16 protein-coding genes are annotated in these 15,384 nt (G+C 71.6%); 5 read left to right on the forward strand and 11 right to left on the reverse strand.

The annotated features are described in order from the left end of the window. Positions 1 to 64: 64 nt before the first annotated feature. Positions 65 to 532: a ribonuclease HI gene (rnhA, locus tag KRR26_RS06270; protein ID WP_120201786.1), complete on the reverse strand. Its 468-nt coding sequence runs from the start codon at positions 530 to 532 to the stop codon at positions 65 to 67. Then, positions 532 to 1,059, reverse strand: a complete 528-nt coding sequence (locus KRR26_RS06275) for a DoxX family membrane protein (protein ID WP_120201788.1) — start codon at positions 1,057 to 1,059, stop codon at positions 532 to 534. Before KRR26_RS06275 ends, rnhA begins: the two co-directional genes overlap by 1 nt. Positions 1,060 to 1,157: 98 nt before the next feature. On the opposite strand from KRR26_RS06275, the gene KRR26_RS06280 reads away from it, so the two are divergent. Beyond that, complete coding sequence (locus KRR26_RS06280; protein ID WP_217079347.1) at positions 1,158 to 2,102, forward strand: LysR family transcriptional regulator; 945 nt, start codon at positions 1,158 to 1,160, stop codon at positions 2,100 to 2,102. Between the two features lie 25 nt (positions 2,103 to 2,127). On the opposite strand, the gene KRR26_RS06285 is transcribed toward KRR26_RS06280, so the two are convergent. The 3 genes from KRR26_RS06285 to KRR26_RS06295 form a co-directional block, all read right to left on the reverse strand. Further along, complete coding sequence (locus KRR26_RS06285) at positions 2,128 to 3,201, reverse strand: DMT family transporter (protein ID WP_328707063.1); 1,074 nt, start codon at positions 3,199 to 3,201, stop codon at positions 2,128 to 2,130. Between the two features lie 123 nt (positions 3,202 to 3,324). Then, positions 3,325 to 4,152: a LytR/AlgR family response regulator transcription factor gene (locus KRR26_RS06290; protein ID WP_233576566.1), complete on the reverse strand. Its 828-nt coding sequence runs from the start codon at positions 4,150 to 4,152 to the stop codon at positions 3,325 to 3,327. Next, positions 4,145 to 5,299: a sensor histidine kinase gene (locus KRR26_RS06295; RefSeq protein WP_217079348.1), complete on the reverse strand. Its 1,155-nt coding sequence runs from the start codon at positions 5,297 to 5,299 to the stop codon at positions 4,145 to 4,147. The genes KRR26_RS06290 and KRR26_RS06295 overlap by 8 nt, the downstream gene beginning before the upstream one ends. A 102-nt stretch (positions 5,300 to 5,401) precedes the next feature. On the opposite strand from KRR26_RS06295, the gene KRR26_RS37590 reads away from it, so the two are divergent. Continuing rightward, on the forward strand, positions 5,402 to 6,166 hold the full coding sequence (locus tag KRR26_RS37590) for a CsgG/HfaB family protein (protein WP_217079349.1): 765 nt from the start codon (positions 5,402 to 5,404) through the stop codon (positions 6,164 to 6,166). Continuing rightward, the gene (locus KRR26_RS06305; protein WP_217079350.1) at positions 6,163 to 7,590 is read left to right on the forward strand and encodes a FlgO family outer membrane protein; all 1,428 of its coding nucleotides are present in this window, start codon (positions 6,163 to 6,165) and stop codon (positions 7,588 to 7,590) included. Before KRR26_RS37590 ends, KRR26_RS06305 begins: the two co-directional genes overlap by 4 nt. An 18-nt stretch (positions 7,591 to 7,608) precedes the next feature. Here KRR26_RS06305 and KRR26_RS06310 read toward each other — a convergent pair whose 3' ends face one another. The 6 genes from KRR26_RS06310 to KRR26_RS06335 all read right to left on the reverse strand — a co-directional run bounded on the left by KRR26_RS06310 (position 7,609) and on the right by KRR26_RS06335 (position 12,293). Next, positions 7,609 to 8,502 carry a hypothetical protein gene (locus KRR26_RS06310; protein WP_120201802.1) on the reverse strand — a complete coding sequence of 298 codons (894 nt, stop codon included), beginning with the start codon at positions 8,500 to 8,502 and terminating at the stop codon, positions 7,609 to 7,611. Continuing rightward, positions 8,499 to 8,717: a hypothetical protein gene (locus KRR26_RS06315; RefSeq protein WP_120201804.1), complete on the reverse strand. Its 219-nt coding sequence runs from the start codon at positions 8,715 to 8,717 to the stop codon at positions 8,499 to 8,501. Before KRR26_RS06315 ends, KRR26_RS06310 begins: the two co-directional genes overlap by 4 nt. A gap of 193 nt (positions 8,718 to 8,910) precedes the next feature. Next, positions 8,911 to 9,939 (reverse strand): lipoate--protein ligase, encoded by a 1,029-nt coding sequence (locus tag KRR26_RS06320; RefSeq protein ID WP_120201806.1) that lies wholly within the window; start codon positions 9,937 to 9,939, stop codon positions 8,911 to 8,913. A 50-nt stretch (positions 9,940 to 9,989) separates the two neighbouring features. Continuing rightward, the gene (locus tag KRR26_RS06325) at positions 9,990 to 10,235 is read right to left on the reverse strand and encodes a DUF1059 domain-containing protein (protein ID WP_217079351.1); all 246 of its coding nucleotides are present in this window, start codon (positions 10,233 to 10,235) and stop codon (positions 9,990 to 9,992) included. A 150-nt stretch (positions 10,236 to 10,385) separates the two neighbouring features. Beyond that, complete coding sequence (locus KRR26_RS06330; RefSeq protein ID WP_120201811.1) at positions 10,386 to 11,687, reverse strand: dicarboxylate/amino acid:cation symporter; 1,302 nt, start codon at positions 11,685 to 11,687, stop codon at positions 10,386 to 10,388. Positions 11,688 to 11,714: 27 nt separating this feature from the next. Beyond that, positions 11,715 to 12,293: a DJ-1/PfpI family protein gene (locus KRR26_RS06335; protein WP_120202328.1), complete on the reverse strand. Its 579-nt coding sequence runs from the start codon at positions 12,291 to 12,293 to the stop codon at positions 11,715 to 11,717. Between the two features lie 213 nt (positions 12,294 to 12,506). On the opposite strand from KRR26_RS06335, the gene KRR26_RS06340 reads away from it, so the two are divergent. Then, entirely contained in the window at positions 12,507 to 13,850 is a 1,344-nt protein-coding gene (locus KRR26_RS06340; protein WP_217079352.1) for a class I adenylate-forming enzyme family protein, read from the forward strand. Beyond that, positions 13,847 to 15,343 carry an HAL/PAL/TAL family ammonia-lyase gene (locus KRR26_RS06345; protein ID WP_120201816.1) on the forward strand — a complete coding sequence of 499 codons (1,497 nt, stop codon included), beginning with the start codon at positions 13,847 to 13,849 and terminating at the stop codon, positions 15,341 to 15,343. Before KRR26_RS06340 ends, KRR26_RS06345 begins: the two co-directional genes overlap by 4 nt. The last annotated feature ends 41 nt before the right edge of the window (positions 15,344 to 15,384 follow it).

The raw sequence follows: 15,384 nt of genomic DNA on the forward strand, positions 1-15,384 counted from the left end.
CGAATGGGTAGGAAGCGGCGAGGGTGGAAACAACCCCCCGCGCGCGACCCCGGCTACCGCCTGCCTACCGTCCGAGCCGCGCCGCCAGCTCGAGCCGCGCCGCGACCGCCAGCGCGTCCGCGCGGTTGTTCTCCACGTCGTCGGAGTGGCCGCGCACCCAGTGCCACGACACCTCGTGCGCGCGCGTGGCTTCCAGCAGCTCGCGCCAGAGGTCCGCGTTGGACACGGGCTTCTTGTCGGACGTGCGCCATCCGTTGCGCTGCCACTTGTCCAACCACTTCGACTCGAAGGCGTTGCGCAGGTATTGCGAGTCGGTGAAGACCTGAACGCGGCACGCCATCTTCAGCGACTGGAGGGCGACGAGCGCCCCCGTCAGCTCCATCCGGTTGTTGGTGGAGTCCGGCTCCGCGCCGCTGAGTTCCTTGCGATAGCCGGCGCGCTCGGGCGCGATGAGGACCGCGCCCCATCCGCCCAACCCGGGGTTCGGAGAGCAGGCACCATCGCAGTAGATATGGACGAGGGGGGGCGACATCAGGCGCGCATGCTATGCGCTTCGCCCGGCCCGTCCACCCCTGCGTGTCCTCGACGGCTCCGCGCACGCGGGGGCCGCGACGCCAGCAGGCCATCCACCGAGCACCGTCCGAAGCGCGCCGTCCCGAGGAGCGCCGCGTACAGGGCCACGTAGAGCATCTGCACGCCCAGCGTCTCCCACTCGCTGCGCAGCGCGGTGCCGACGACGAGGGCCATCATCAGCAGTCCGCCGGCCGCGAGCGCCGGGCGCGTGCGCAGACCGAGCGTGACGAGGAGCCCCACCGCGGTCTCGGCGAACGGCAGCGCGAGCGCGAAGGGGCGCACCAGCAGTTCGGGCATGAGCGAACCGGCGAAGGCCTTCACCAGCGTGGCGGAGAAGGCCCCGGGGCCGCTCACCAGGCGCACCACGCCGTGCAGGAAGATGTTGAGGCCCAGCGTGACGCGCAGCAGGGCATGGCCCGCCTCGGCATCGGTGAGCCCGAGCCAGCGCTCGGACGACGGGGGAGATTCACTCGGGGACGTGGGCATGGGTTCCTCTGAGAAAGGGCCGGGCGCGAGGTGCCCGGCAGGCTCTCTCTTGCGCCCCACGGGCGAGATTGGGAACGTGGGCGCGAGGAATCACGCCTGTGCCCGCCCGGACAAAACCCAGCGCCCTGCTCTTCGATGAGGTCATGCCCCTGCACGCGTTCGTGCGCGCCGTGGAGGACGGCGGGTTCTCCGCCGCCGCGCGCAGGCTGGGCCTGACGCCCTCCGCGGTGAGCAAGCAGGTGGCGCACCTGGAGGCCAGGCTCGGCGCCCGGCTGCTGCGCCGCACCACGCACCACGTGAGCCTCACCGAAGCCGGGAGCCTGTTCTACCAACACTGCCGCCGCGTCCTCGCGGAGCTGGAGGACGCGGCCCTCTCCGTGTCAGCCCTGGACGAGCGCCCACGCGGACTCTTGCGCATCGCCGCGCCCGCGGTGCTCGGTGAGCTGCACATCGGAGCCGCGGCGGCGGCGTTCCAGGCGGACTTCCCGGACGTGCATGTGGACGTGGACGCGAGCGACCGGGTGGTGGACCTCGTCGAGGAGGGCTTCGACGTCGCCATCCGCATCGCGGACGACCTGAAGGACAGCACGATGGTGGTGCGTCGCCTCGCGCCCGAGCAGCGCTTGTTGTGCGCCAGCCCTGACTATCTCCGGCGCCGAGGCACCCCCAGCGACATCGACGCGCTCGTCGCGCATGACTGCCTGCTCTTCAAGCGGAGCCGGGGCCCCCTGGACTGGCAATTCCAGGAGAAGGGCGGACCCCGCGCGGTGCGCGTGACGGGCGCCTTCCAGTCCAACAACAACGTGGTCCTCCGATGCGCGGCGCTCAAGGGGCGCGGCATCGCGAACCTGCCGCGCTACCTCGTCGCGGAGGATCTGCGCGCGGGCACGCTGGTGCCCGTGCTCACCGACACGCCGATCGCGGGTCGCGCCATCTTCCTCGTCTATCCCCACCGCCGCCTCGTCCCACCCAAGGTGCGCGCCTTCACGGACTTCTGCATCCGCTACTTCCAGCGCACCCTCCCCTGGGACGAGCGGACGTAGCCACGCCCCCCACGGCGCGCTCGCCTCAGTGCTCGTGCCGATGGTGCAGGTCCGAGACGTGCGAGTGGGCATGCGCCAGCGGCTCATGCCGATGCGCGTGGCTGTGTGGCTCGGACATCGCCACGCCGGGAGCATGCGCGTGATGGTGGTGCGCATCGTGGACGTGGAGGTGCTCGTGTTCGAGCGCCTCATGGGCATGCAGGTGACTGTGGCGCTCGCGGAGCAGCAACACCACGCCCACGGCCATGAGCCCGCCCGCCAGCGCATCCGTGGGACGCAGGTGCTCGCCCAACAGCGGCACCGCGGCCAGCGCCCCGACGAATGGCGCGGTCGCGAAGTAGGCCGCCTCGCGCGCGGCCCCCAGCAAGCGCAAGGCCTGCGCGTCCAGCACGATGGACACGCCATAGCTGACGAACCCCAACAACAGCGCCGCCCCCACCAGCGGCAACGCGGGCACGCGCTGTCCGGTGAGCAGCGCGAGGACCAGGGAGCACGTCCCGGCCCCCAGCGCCTTGAGCCGCGCGATGGCCATGGGGTCCTTCAGCGACACCCGCTGGGTCAGGTTGTTGTCCACCGCCCACGAGAGACAGGCCCCCGCGAGCGCCAGCACGCCCAACACGTCGCCCTGCAGCTCGCCCTGCTGTACCCCGAGCACCGATGCCCCCAGCAAGATGGCCCCCGCGGACATCAAGCCCGCGCGCCCCAGGTGCTCACCGAAGACGAGCAGCGCCAGGACGATGGTGAAGGGCCCCTCCAGGTTCAACAAGAGCGCCCCCGCCACGCCCGACATGCGCTGGAGCCCCACCAGCATCAGGACAGGCCCCACCACGCCGCCGCACAGGATGATGGCCAGCACCAGGGGAACGTCCTGCCTGCCGAGCCGCGCCTCACGCCCCACGGCGCGCGGCGCGGAGGCCCGGGCGCGCAGCACCCAACCGAGCCCCGACAGGCCCAGCCCGCCCCCCAGGTACAGCAGGGCCGCCAGCATGAGCGGTGTGCTGCCGGGCAACAGCAGCTTCGCGACCGGCGCGCTCAACCCGAAGAGCGCCGCGGCCGAGAGCCCGAACACCGCGCCCTTCACGCCTTGGGAGTCCGACACGTCACCGCGCCTCCATCCGAGCCCGAACCTTGGGGACGGGCTCAGTCAAACGTCATGTCGGGCGCGGTGTCTCGCAAGAACGTGCAGGCCCGCCGGCAGGTGTCGCGCGCGGCCCGGTGCGCGTCAGAAGGACTGACGCAGCAGCGCCTCCACGGCCGCCTTGCGCCCCGGGCTCAGGCGCAGGCGCGTGCCGTCGCGCAGCACCACCACCCAGCCCTTGTCCACATCCGGCTCCAGCTCGCGGATGCGCTCCACGTTGACGATCGTCGAGCGGTGCACACGCACGAAGCGCCGCGGATCCAACCACGCCTCCACCTGCGCCAGCGTCTCTCGCAACATGGGGCTGCGGCCGCCAGCGTGCAGCACCACGTAATTGCCCTCCGCCTCGCACCAGTCCAGCTCGGCGACCGGCAACAGCAACACCTTGCCCCCCGTCTTCACCGCGATGCGCTCCACCAGGCCCTCGCTCGGCGCGGCCGGCAGGGGCGGCGGGCCCGGGGGAGGAAGGCGCCGCGCATCGAGCAAGGAGGACAACTGCTCCAACAGTTGACGGTCCTTGCCGCTGGCCACCTGCCGACGCACGCGCTCCAGTGACTCGTGAAAGCGGCGATCCGTGAAGGGCTTGAGGAGGTAGTCGAGCGCGCTCGCCTCGAAGGCGCGCACGGCGTACGCGTCGAACGCCGTCACGAAGACCACGGGCGGCATGCGCGCCGGCCCCACTTCGCGCAGCACGCCCAGGCCATCCAGCTCCGGCATCTGCACATCCAGGAACACCACGTCCGGGCGGGCGCTCAAGATGAGGTCCACCGCCTCGCGTCCGCCCTCGCACTCCAGGATGGACACGACATCCGGCGCGCGCGCGAGCAGGTGCTTCACGTTGTCCCGCGCGAGGGGCTCGTCATCCACCACCAACACGCGCATCCCCGGCTCACTCGACGCCTGCTCAGCCACGGCTCCGCTCCTTCCCATCCTGCGCGCGCGCGGGCGCCTCCAGATAGGGCAGCTCCAGGCGTGCTCGCACGCCCCCTTCGGCCAGGTCCTCCAATGTCAGGCCATACCCCTCGCCATACAGCTCGCGGATGCGGTCGCGCGTGTTGGCCACGCCAATGCCCGTCCCGCCCGAGCCCCCGGCCCGCAGGCCCGGTCCGTCATCACGAACCTCCAGCCGCAGCCGCTCGCCCCACCGAGAGGCTCTCACGAGAATCCGCCCTCGGGACGCGCGCCGCGACGTGCCGTGCTTCACGGCGTTCTCCACCAGCGGCTGGAGGATGAGCGAGGGCACTCGCGCCCCAAGCGTCTCGGGGTCGGGCTCCAACAGCACGTCGAGCTTCCGGCCGAAGCGCAGCTGCTCGATGCCCAGGTAGCGCCGCACCATCTCCAGCTCCTCGGCCAGGGGGACCTCGTGGTCACCCCGCCCCTCCAGGCTCGCGCGCAAGAGGTGTCCCAACTCCGCCAGGGCCTCCACCGCCTCGGGGTTGCGCTCCTGGCGCACCAGCCCCGTCACCGCGTTGAGCGTGTTGAAGAGGAAGTGCGGCTCCAACTGCGAGCGGAGCGCCTGGAGTCGCGCCTCCGCCAGCCGCGCCGCCCATCGGAGCTCCTCCACCTCCTGCTCGCGCACGCGCCGCGCCGCCGCCAGCGCGGTCCAGGCCGCCAGGAGCAACAGGTACTCGAAGAACCCCGCCGCGCCCCGCTCCAGCAGCAGGGACGTCAGCCCGTCGAGGAATGACACCCGCCGCGCCTCCCAGGACTGGAGGACCGACAGCACCGGCGCCAGCAGCAGCACATGCGCCAGCGCGAAGCCCACGCCCGCGCCCAGCAGGACCAGCCCGTGCCGCGCCCATCGAGGCCCCGCCAGCGGCAGGCTCCGGAAGAGGGCCAGGAGCCACGGGCCGAGCAAGGCCCACGCGCTGTAGGGCACCAGCTCCAGGGCCAGCTTGAAAGCGAAGTCCCGAGGCTCCCGCGCATAGGCCCCGAGCGCGTGCGGAACGGCCCCCAGCACCCCCGCCGCCATGCCCAGCGCCCAGACACGCACCGTCGGCGGCACGCGCGCCAGGAGCTCCAGCGGTGTCTCTTCCTCCCTGTCCTCCGCGTGGCTCATGGCATTCCTCGGACTGGGAGCCTACCGCGACGCACGCGACAAACATGCCCGGGGCTTGGGCTATGCTGCCGCGGCGCCGTGAAGAGGAGCCCTGGGGGCCTCGTGCCCGATTCCAGTTCCACGAGTCCGCCCCGCGTCCGCGGCGGCCCCCTCCATGCCGAGGGCGTCGCCGCCACGTCCGAGCGCGAGCCCGGGCGGGGCGTCCACGACGGCACCCTCCAGGTCGAGGCCATCGACCCCGCGAATCCTCGCCCGTCCCGAGGCTCGGGAAGCACCGCGCTGCTCGTGGCCGCGGGCCTCGCGCTCCCAAGCGTGGCCGCGTTTCTCCTGCGCCCCACTCCGCCCGAACCGGCGCCGCAGGCCAGCCCCGCGCACGCGCTTCCGCTCCCGGAGCCGGCCCCTGGCGCCCCCCGCGAGCCCGCCCCCGTCCCCACCGGCCCCGTGCGCGTCTGCGTGCTGCGCTTCCGAAGCCTGGGCGAGGACGCGAGGCTGCCGCCCTTGGAAGAGGCCCTGGCCGAGGCCGTGGTGACGGACGTGGGTCAGCAGCCCGGCCTGCGCATCATCGAGCGCGGTCAGCTCGACCTCGACCTGCGCGAGCAGGACTTCTCCAACGGGCCCCGCGTGGATCCCGAGACGCGCGCGCGACTGGGGCGCATCGCGGGCGCGGAGGTGGTGATCATCGGGAGCGTCCAGCGCTCGGGGGACGTGCTCCGGGCCGCCGCGCGCTTCGTCCATGTGGAGTCCGGCGAGGTGCTGGACTCGGTGCGCGTGGAGGCGCCAGCGCAGGCGCCCTTCGCCCTTCAAGACGTGCTCGCGGAGCGCGTGCGCACGCTGCTGCCGGCCCTCATCCCTCGGTTGCGGCCATGAAGCCTGTCGCATGCGCGCTGCTGATGCTGTCGCTCACCGTCGCCGCCGAGCCCGCGCCGCCGCCCTTGAGCCCCGTGGCGGTGATGCCGTTCCGGAACCTCAACGGCGACACGGACCTGGACTGGCTCGGCCGCGGCATGACGGAGACGCTCGTGTCCGACCTACGGGCGAGCGGGCGCGTGGACGTGGTGGAGCGCGAGCAGTTGGACCACGCGCTGACCGAGCTGGCCCTCCAGACCCGCGACGAGCCCGCGCCCTCCACCGCCGCGCGCGTGGGCAAGCTCGTGGGCGCGCGCACGGTGCTGCTCGGGAGCGTGCAGCGCGCGGGCCCCCAGGTGCGCATCAACGCGCGCTTCATCGTCGTGGAGACGGGCGAGGTCCTGGAGACGGCCAAGGTGACCGGGCCGATGGAGCGCATCTTCTCCCTCCAGGACCAGGTCGTCGCACGACTGATGGGCACCTCCGCGCCACCGCGCGGCAAGCGCCCCACCGGCCCTCGTATCGCCCGCGCCTTCGAGCGCTACGGCCGCGCGCTCGGCAGCACATCCGACGAGGAGCGGCTGCGACTGCTGCGCGAGGCCCAGAGCGAAGCCCCCGAACTGCCCTACGCCCGTGAGGAGATGGCGCGCGTGGCGGGGCGCATCGCGGAGTTCGAGCAAGGCAATCGCCCGCGCCTGCAGTTGCAGGCCGCGGAACTTCGGACCCGAGTGAGCGACACGAACCTCACGTCCCTCCAGCGCTCGGAGGCCGCGATCGACCTCATCCACTTTCAGCTGCTGCGCGGCTCCTGGCGAGCCGCCGTCCGCGACACGGAGCAGATTCGAAAGCTCGACCTGCCCTTCTTCCAAGGGAGGCTCCCCGCCGAGGAGGCCGCGTTCGCGCACGTCCTCGCGCTGTCGCATCTCACGGATCCCACCGCGGCAATGAAAGACGGCGAGGCCTTTCTCCGAGACTGGCCCGCCACGAGCCACACGCAGCTCGTCACCGCCACCCTGCGCAGCCTCGCCATCGCGCGAAATCTGCGCGAGCAGGGCATCCGCGCGACGCTCCAGCGGATGGAAGAGGCAGAGCGGTCCCACGCGGAGGCGCTCGTCCAGCTCCAGCGCCTGGGATGGTCCAACACCCTGGAGCTGCGAGGCCGGGACTATGACCGCTGCATGCTGGCGACATCCGACGGGACGTATGAGTTCGCCGTGGAGCCCTGCCGGCGCTACTACCTGACGTGGAACACCGCCCCGCACGAGGATCGGCAACTGACCCGCATCACCCGCTCCCTCGAGATCATCGCGCTCGTCGGACTCCGTCGCTTCAGCGAGGCCCGAGCGAGGATGGCGGAGTTTCGCGCCGCGGATCCCGAGGGCGCGGCGGGCAGCACGGCCGAGCAGCGACTCCTCGTCCTCCTTCCAGAGGACGAGGAGGAGTAGCCCCGCCGCGCGCTCACCTCACGGCGTGCCGGAGGACGCCTGCAGGGCTGCGTCCGCCGGGGCCTCATGCTGAGGCGCGAGCGCCGAGCGCTGGAGCCACCCGGCGAGCCCGAGCAGCGCGAGCCCGGACGTGCGCAGCGTGCGCAGCAGCTCCATGGCGTGCGTCGGCTCGCCCGGGAGGACCACGGGCAGCCACTCACGCGCGTCGTAGGCGAGCCACACCGCGCCGGAGATGCCCATGGCCCACCACACCCACGCCAGCCGTCCACCGCGCAGCATGTACGCGACACGCAGGATGGGGACGACGAGCAGGATGGTCGCCATGTCCGCCAGCGTCGACGCGATGATGATGATGGCCGAGTACGTCAGCGTGGAGGACGCGCCCAGGTGCCGCGCCTCGGTGACGAGCGGCGGGCCGCCCACCGCGAGCGCCGCCACCGCCATGAGGCCCCAGAGTAGATAGGTCCGCGCGCTCGACGGCGGCTGAAGTCCGGACTGGCGGTAGGTCATCGCCAGCAGGATGAGCGCGTAGGTGGTGGAGATGTTCGCCAGCACCACGACGACCACGCGCAGCGGCAACAGCGGCGACTCGGTGAAGGGCACGTCCGGCACCGCGTGCAGCCAGTAGCTGCGCAGCGCGGTGCTGACGAGCGACAGAAGCGCTCCCGAGGCGAACCCCGCCCAGACCTTGCGCAGATAATCGCCCCGCCCGAAGGCCAGCACCGCCGCCACGGTGCCGAACACGGCCAGGAGGCCCGCGCTCCAGCCCGCCGCGTCGTGCACGAGCAAGAGCTGCCGAGGCGAACCCAGCGTGCTCGACACGGCAATCAGGTGGCCCAACTGCAGCACCACCGCGATGCCCACCCACAAACCGATGGGCGCGCCGGACCGGCCATTCGTGGAGGCGCTCATCGCTGCTTCTCCATGGCCGCGGTGAACTCGGTGAGGATGACCTTGGTGTGCAGGGCGCCGATGAAGGTGTTGAGCATGGGCTTGAGCCCCTCGAGCAATTGCGGGAGGTCCTGGACCGCGACCTGCTCGGGGGGACGCTTGAGCGCGCGAACCGCGGCCGTGTGAATGGCCATCTTCGCGGTGAAGCCTCCGAGGAGTGGTTCGAGGTGGCGCACGAGGATGTCGTGCCAGCCAGACGGCGAGGATTGGGTGGAAGCAGTTGGGGGTGTCACGCCACCTCCGCGTAGGGGCAATGCCCAGCGTAGAGTCATTTCCGACCAAACACGAGCACCCGGCGCGCGCCATCGCGCTTCCCACCCGGGGATTCCTGGCGACCTCGGAAAGAGGCAGCAGCCGGCCGAGCGCGGACTACACCTCGACCTGATCCATCATCCACACGGCCAGCTCTTCCAGCTCACGCGCCTGTCCCGGGTGGCGCTCCCGCACCTCGTCGACGGCGGCCTTCACGCCCGAGCGACGGTAGGGCTTGCCCACCAGGGTGGCCTGGAGATCCTGGACGAGGTCCGGGAACAGCGCGTCGGAGAACACCTGCGCCCGGGTGATGTGGCCCTGCTCCGAGTCGACGTGCACCTCGAAGAAGCCCCAGGACAGGTACTCGATCATCTGGTGGTTGAAGCGCGGGGCGTTGCCGAAGCGCCAGTCCCACGAGGAGAACTGATCGAACGTGCCCTGGAGCGAGGGCTGCTGCTGGAGGAAGTCGTGGTTGAGGACCTCCGGCTTCGCGGTCGCGCCGTGCGCGTCACAGAAGGCGCCCATGACCGCGTCGCACAGCCGCTCGTGGGTGACGTCCACCTGGTGCTGATTGATGTTCATCACCCGCGCGCGCACGCTGGCCTGTCCCTTGGACTCCAGCTTCTTGGGGTGCGGGGTGAGGTAGTTGGACAGGCGCGTGAGGTCCGTGGAGATGAGGAACGTGCCGTGGTGGAAGGCCCGGTCCCGCGACTCGCGGTACGCGCTGCCGCTGATCTTCCGCGGGCCATCCGCCGTGGGAATCACCAGGTCATTGCGCCCGGAGGCCTCGGCGGACACGCCCAGCCGGCGCAGCGCGTCCAGCAGGATGGTCACGTTGGCGGACTTGTCGTAGCCCTGCTTGGGCGACAGGAACGTGAAGTTGGTGTTGCCCAGGTCATGGAACACCGCGCCGCCGCCGCTGGTGCGCCGCGCGAGGAAGATGTTGTCCTCCTCCATGCGCTTCAGGTTGCACTCGGACCAGGGGTTCTGGTTGCGCCCGATGACGACCGTCTCGGCGTTGCGCCAGAGGAACAGCGTCTGGGTGCTCGAGTCCATCTCCCGGAAGATCCAATCCTCGGTCGCGAGGTTGAACCAGGGGTTGAAGGTCTCCGACACGAGGATGCGGATGCGCGGCGGTGGGGCCATGGGCCGTTAACCTAGCGTGCTCCTGGCGCCCGCCCCAAGGCCCGCCGCGCTCAGTGCCGGCTGGGCTGCGCCGGCTCCACCGCGATGCCTCGGGCCACCACCGTCACCGCGTCGGGTGACTCGTCCTGCAGCATGCCGCGGAGCATCTCCCGCAGCTCGGGGCTCTCCGAGTGGCCATGCACGGAGATGGCGTGCGCCACCGCGGCGTCGAGCACCTCTCCCTCCTCGCCCGCGATGGTCAGCGTGCAATGCGACTCGCTCGGAGCCTCGCGGCAATCCATCACCTTGCGCGTCATGGTGTTCCTCCCTCTTCTCCTGGGAGTGGACACGCCTGGAGGTCCACGCAAGGCGCGCTCGGGCGCGCTGTCGCGGAGCGGCCCGTCGGACGGCGCGCGGCGAGGACGAGGGCACGGTCGCTCGCCCCGCCCCTGCGCGAGCACCTCCACTCAGCCGGGCCGCGCGGCCTCGAGCGCGGGCGCCTGCTCCTCGACAGGAGGCCCATGGAGGAAGGCGTCCTCCATGCGGGCGTCATCACGCAGCCCCTCCCACCTGGCCACGACGAGCGTGGCCACGCCATTGCCAATGGTGTTGGTGATGGCGCGCACCTCGGACATGAAGCGATCCACGCCGATGATGAGCGCCACGCCCTCCACCGGCACCTTGCCGTGCAGGGCGGACAGCGTGGCCGCCAGCGTGATGAAGCCCGAGCCCGTCACGCCCGCGGCCCCCTTCGATGTGAGCAAGAGCACGCCCAAGAGGGTGAGCTGCTCGCCGAGCGTCAGGGGAACATCGAGCGCCTGCGCCACGAAGAGCGCGGCCATGGTGAGGTAGATGCAGGTGCCGTCCAGGTTGAACGAGTACCCCGTGGGGAGCACGAGACCGACCACGGCCCGGTCACACCCCGCCTCCTCCAGGCGCTTCATCATCCGGGGCAGCGCGGGCTCGGACGATGACGTGGCCAGCACCAAGAGCAGCTCGCCCTGGATGAAGCGCAGGAAGCGCCACAGCGAGAAGCCGCTCAGCCGCGCGATGAGCCCCAGCACGCCCACCACGAACAGCAGGCACGTGGCGTAGACGGACACCAGCAGGAAGCCGAGCGAGCCCAGCGTGCCCAGACCGAACTTGCCCACCGTGAAGGCCATGGCGCCGAACGCACCGATGGGCGCCAGCTTCATCAGCATGGTGACGATGCCGAAGAACACCTGGGACAGCCGCTCCAGGAACTCGAGCAGCGCGTGCCCCGCGGGGCCCAGCCGGGTGAGCGCGCTGCCGAAGAGGAGCGCCACGAGGAGGACCTGGAGCAGGTCCCCCTTGGCGAAGGCGTCACCGAAGCTGGTGGGGATGATGTTGAGCACGAAGGACGTGAAGTCCTGGTGCGCGGCGGCGGTGCGGTACGCATCGATGGACTTCGCATCCAGGCGCGCCACGTCGATGTGCATGCCCGCACCGGGCTGGAGCACGTGCGCGACCACGAGCCCCAGGGCCAGCGCGCAGGTGGTGAGGACCTCGAAGTAGAGGATGGCCTTCACGCCGATGCGGCCGACGTGCTTCATGTCGCCCATCCGCGCGATGCCAATCACCACCGTCAGGAAGATGATGGGGGCGATCATCATCTTGATGAGACTGATGAACCCGTCCCCGAAGGGACGCATCTTCGCGCCCAGGTCGGGCCACAGGTAGCCGAGCAACACGCCGGCCCCGATGGCCCCCAGCACCTGGACGTAGAGGCTCTTCCAAATCGGTCTCATCAGCCCCGGAAATAGCACAGCCCCTGCTCAGGCGTGGATGCGGGTCCCCAGGACCTCCAGGAACTTCGCGAGCCAGTCTGGGTGCGCGGGCCACGCGGGCGCGGTGACGAAGGGCCCGTCCACCACCGCCTTGTCGATGGCGATGTCCGCGAACTCGGCGCCCGCGGAGCGGACCTCCGGAGCGCAGGCCGGGTAGGCCGAAATCTTCCGGCCCTTCACCACGTCCGCCGCCGTGAGCACCTGCGCGCCGTGGCACACCGCCGCGATGGGCTTCTGGGAGCCAGCGAAGTGCCGCACGAGGTCGAGCACGCGGCGGTTGAGGCGCAGGTACTCGGGCGCCCGGCCCCCGGCGATGACGAGCGCGTCGTAGCCGCTGGCCTCCACCGCGTCGAAGGCCGCGTTGAGCACGAAGTCATGCCCGCGCTTCTCGCTGTACGTCTGGTCCCCTTCGAAGTCGTGGATGGCGGTGCGAATCTTGTCGCCCGCTTTCTTGTCCGGGCAGACCGCGTGCACGGTATGGCCCACCATCTGGAGCGCTTGGAACGGGACCATGATTTCGTAGTCCTCGCCGTAGTCGCCCACCAGCATCAGGATCTTCTTGCCCATGTCGCCTCCCTCGTGCGCGCCCCAGGCGCGCTCGCGCGGTGCCGTGAGGCACCGACGTGGGCACCGAGCGTCCCCCCCGCGGGCGCGCGAGGCAAGACAGGCGCGGGAGGGCTCGGCCAGGGGAGGCAAAGCCTGACTCGCCCCCACCCGTGCACGCCTGCTCGGCCGCACATCGCGACCGGCCGGGTCCCTGCTATGGTGCCCGGCGCATTCATGACTCCAGTGGATTTGCCCCCAGCCGGCCCTCCTGCCTCGGGCGAGGCACGACCGTCCGGCGCCTCGCTCCTCGACCGCCTCCTCGCGCTGCCCACCCTCTCCCTGCTCGACGCGCAGGGCCGAGACACGGGGGACGTGCGCGAGCGCGCCGCGCGGCTCGCCCGAGCGCTCCGCGGCGCGGGAGTCCCCCCCGGTGGCCGCGTCGGCGTGGCCCTGCCCAACGGCCCTGAGTTCGTCATCGCGCTCGTGGCCTGCCTGGAGGCCCGCGCCACCTTCGTGCCGCTGAGCCTCGCCCTGTCGCCCGAGGTCCGCGACCGACGCTTGGAGCGGATCCACGCGGCCGCGCGGGTGGACGCGCACGGCGTGGTGCGCCGCGAGGCCCCGCCGCCCGAGCCCGCGGTCCCCGTGCCCGCGGTCATCCTCTTCACCAGCGGCAGCGAGGGAGATGGGCGCCCCGTGGCGCTCCCCGAGTCCGCGCTCCTGCACGTCATCGACACGCACCACCCCGCGCTCGCGTATGAGCCGGGCACGCGCGTCACGGGCTACCTCCCGTGGAGCCACGCCTTCGGGTTCACCCTCGAACTCCTGATGGGGCTGCTGCACGGCGCGCGGGTGCGCTCGGTGCCGCCGCCCTCGTTCCCCGAGGTGCTCGCCTCGGAGCCTCCGGGCTTCCTCTTCACCGTGCCTCGCATGCTGGAGCGGCTCGACGCCGCCACGCTGCGCGCGCTGCGTGGAGGAGTCGTGGGCGGCGCGCCTGTCCGCGGCGCGCTGCGCGAGCACTTGCAAGGCAGCCGGCTGCGCGTGGGCTACGGCCAGACGGAGTGCGCTCCGGGTGCCTCGCTGGGCGAGGCCGGCGAGTGGAACCACGACGACTTCCTCGGCCGCGCGCTGGGCTGTGAGTTGGAGCTCTGCCCCGCGGGCGACGGTGAACACCAAGAGCTGCGCGTGCGCGGCGCGAACCTCGGCCTCGGCTACGTGGAGGGCGCGCGCATTCAACCCTTCCCATTGGACACGGGCTGGCGCGCGACCGGAGACCTGGCGAGCGCCGTGGACGGCGGCTTCGTCTCCGAGGGTCGGCGCGATGAGCTGTTCAAGCTCGACAACGGCCGGATGGTGAACCCCGTCCCGTTGGAGCTGCCCTTCGACGGCCGCATCCTGCTCGTGGGCATGGGGCGCGACCTCATCCAGCCGCTGGCCCGGGGCGAGGTCCCCTCGGGCTTCACGCTGCCCATTCCCCACCTTCCCCCCCGGCTGATGCCCGAGTCGTTCTGGAGCGCGTGCACGACGCCCACCGGCAAGGTCTCCCGGCGGCGCGCCCAACGTCTCTTCGAGGAATCATGACTGCCCGCCCTCCCCTTCACTCGCTCACCTTCGACCGCACCCGACGGCTGACCCCGGCGGACCTCGCGGCCGCGACCGAGCCCGTTCAGCTCACCCTCTCCGAGGAGACGCGCGCGCGGGTCTCGCGCTGCGAGGGCTTCGTGCGCGAGCAGAACGCCGCGGGCACCCCCATCTACGGGATGACCACGGGCTTCGGTCCGCTCGTGGCCTTCGGCGCGGCCCCCAGTCCCGTGGAGCAGGGCTATGGCCTGCTCAACCATCTGCGCTCGGGACAAGGCGACTACCTGGCCCCGGGCGTGGCGCGCGCCATGTTGCTGGCCCGCGTGTGGTCACTGGCGCAGGGACACTCGGGCGTGAGCCTGCCGGTCATCGACGACCTGTGCGCCGCGCTCGCCACGCCCTTCGCGCCGGCGGTGCCCGAGTGGGGCTCGGTGGGCGCCAGTGGAGACCTCACGCCCCTGGCTCACGCGGCGGGCGCGCTGCGCGGCGAGGGCGAGGCCTTCTGGGGCGAGGAGCGCGTCCAGGCCGCCGTGGCGCTGGAGCGCGCGGGGCTGCGGCGGCTCGTGCTCCAGGGTCGGGACGCGCTGGGGTTGGTGAACGGCACGTCGCTGACGGCGGCCGCGGCGGGGCTCGCGGTGCACTCCGCGCGGCGGGCCGTGTCGCTCGCGCTGAACCTCACGGGCCTGTTGGCGGAGTCGCTTGGCGCGGCGGACACGTTCACCTCGCCGGAGCTGCTGGAGGCGTCGGGGCACCGCTCCGCGCATGACGTGGCGGTGCGGCTGCGCGAGCGCATGCGCGGCGCCACGGTGAAGGACGGGCGCCCGCTTCAGGAGGCGTACAGCCTGCGCTGCGTACCGCAGCTCGTGGGCGCCGTGGAGGAGTCGCTGCGCCACGTGGAGCAGGTGGTCGAGTCCGACCTCAACGGCGTGAGTGACAACCCGCTCTTCTTCCCGGAACAGGGCAAGGTCATCCACGGGGGCAACTTCTTCGGTCAACAGGTGGCGTTCGCCGCGGACGCGCTGAACCTCGCGCTCACGCAGCTGGCGAACCTGGCCGAGCGCCAGCTGGACATGCTGTTGGATCCGGGCCGCAACGGTGGCCTGCCGCTGCTCTTGTCCGCGCGACCGGGAGCGCAGTCAGGACTGGCGGGCGTCAACCTCGCGGCCACGGCGATCGTCGCGTCCATGCGCCGCTACGCCACGCCCGCGAGCATCCAGACGCTGCCCACCAATGGCCACAATCAGGACGTGGTGCCGTTCGGGACACAGGCCGCCATGGAGGCCCTTCGCCAGAGCGAGCGGCTGCGGCTCGTGCAGGCGTCGCTCGCGCTCGGGCTGCGGCAGGCGGCCTATCTCGGTGCGCGGCCGCCATCGTCCACGGCGGGCGCCGCGCTGCTCGCGCTGCTGTGCGAGACCGTCACGCCCGTGGATCCGGACCGTCCACTCTCCGAGGACGTGCGCCGCATGGCCGCGGCCCTCTCTCTCCGGGGCTGAGCGCTCAGCGATTCGAATGAGGACGTGCGCCCCGGATGAGA

The sequence above is a fragment of the Citreicoccus inhibens genome (assembly GCF_019039035.1).
Classification (GTDB): domain Bacteria; phylum Myxococcota; class Myxococcia; order Myxococcales; family Myxococcaceae; genus Citreicoccus; species Citreicoccus inhibens.

Coding starts and splice junctions, on each gene's coding strand:
- rnhA (WP_120201786.1), bottom strand. CDS start 532: ATGTCGCCCCCCCTCGTCCATATCTACTGCGATGGTGCCTGCTCTCCG.
- KRR26_RS06325 (WP_217079351.1), bottom strand. CDS start 10,235: ATGACGCGCAAGGTGATGGATTGCCGCGAGGCTCCGAGCGAGTCGCAT.
- KRR26_RS06340 (WP_217079352.1), top strand. CDS start 12,507: ATGACTCCAGTGGATTTGCCCCCAGCCGGCCCTCCTGCCTCGGGCGAG.
- KRR26_RS06310 (WP_120201802.1), bottom strand. CDS start 8,502: ATGAGCGCCTCCACGAATGGCCGGTCCGGCGCGCCCATCGGTTTGTGG.
- KRR26_RS06330 (WP_120201811.1), bottom strand. CDS start 11,687: ATGAGACCGATTTGGAAGAGCCTCTACGTCCAGGTGCTGGGGGCCATC.
- KRR26_RS06335 (WP_120202328.1), bottom strand. CDS start 12,293: ATGGGCAAGAAGATCCTGATGCTGGTGGGCGACTACGGCGAGGACTAC.
- KRR26_RS06345 (WP_120201816.1), top strand. CDS start 13,847: ATGACTGCCCGCCCTCCCCTTCACTCGCTCACCTTCGACCGCACCCGA.
- KRR26_RS06320 (WP_120201806.1), bottom strand. CDS start 9,939: ATGGCCCCACCGCCGCGCATCCGCATCCTCGTGTCGGAGACCTTCAAC.
- KRR26_RS06295 (WP_217079348.1), bottom strand. CDS start 5,299: ATGAGCCACGCGGAGGACAGGGAGGAAGAGACACCGCTGGAGCTCCTG.
- KRR26_RS06275 (WP_120201788.1), bottom strand. CDS start 1,059: ATGCCCACGTCCCCGAGTGAATCTCCCCCGTCGTCCGAGCGCTGGCTC.
- KRR26_RS06305 (WP_217079350.1), top strand. CDS start 6,163: ATGAAGCCTGTCGCATGCGCGCTGCTGATGCTGTCGCTCACCGTCGCC.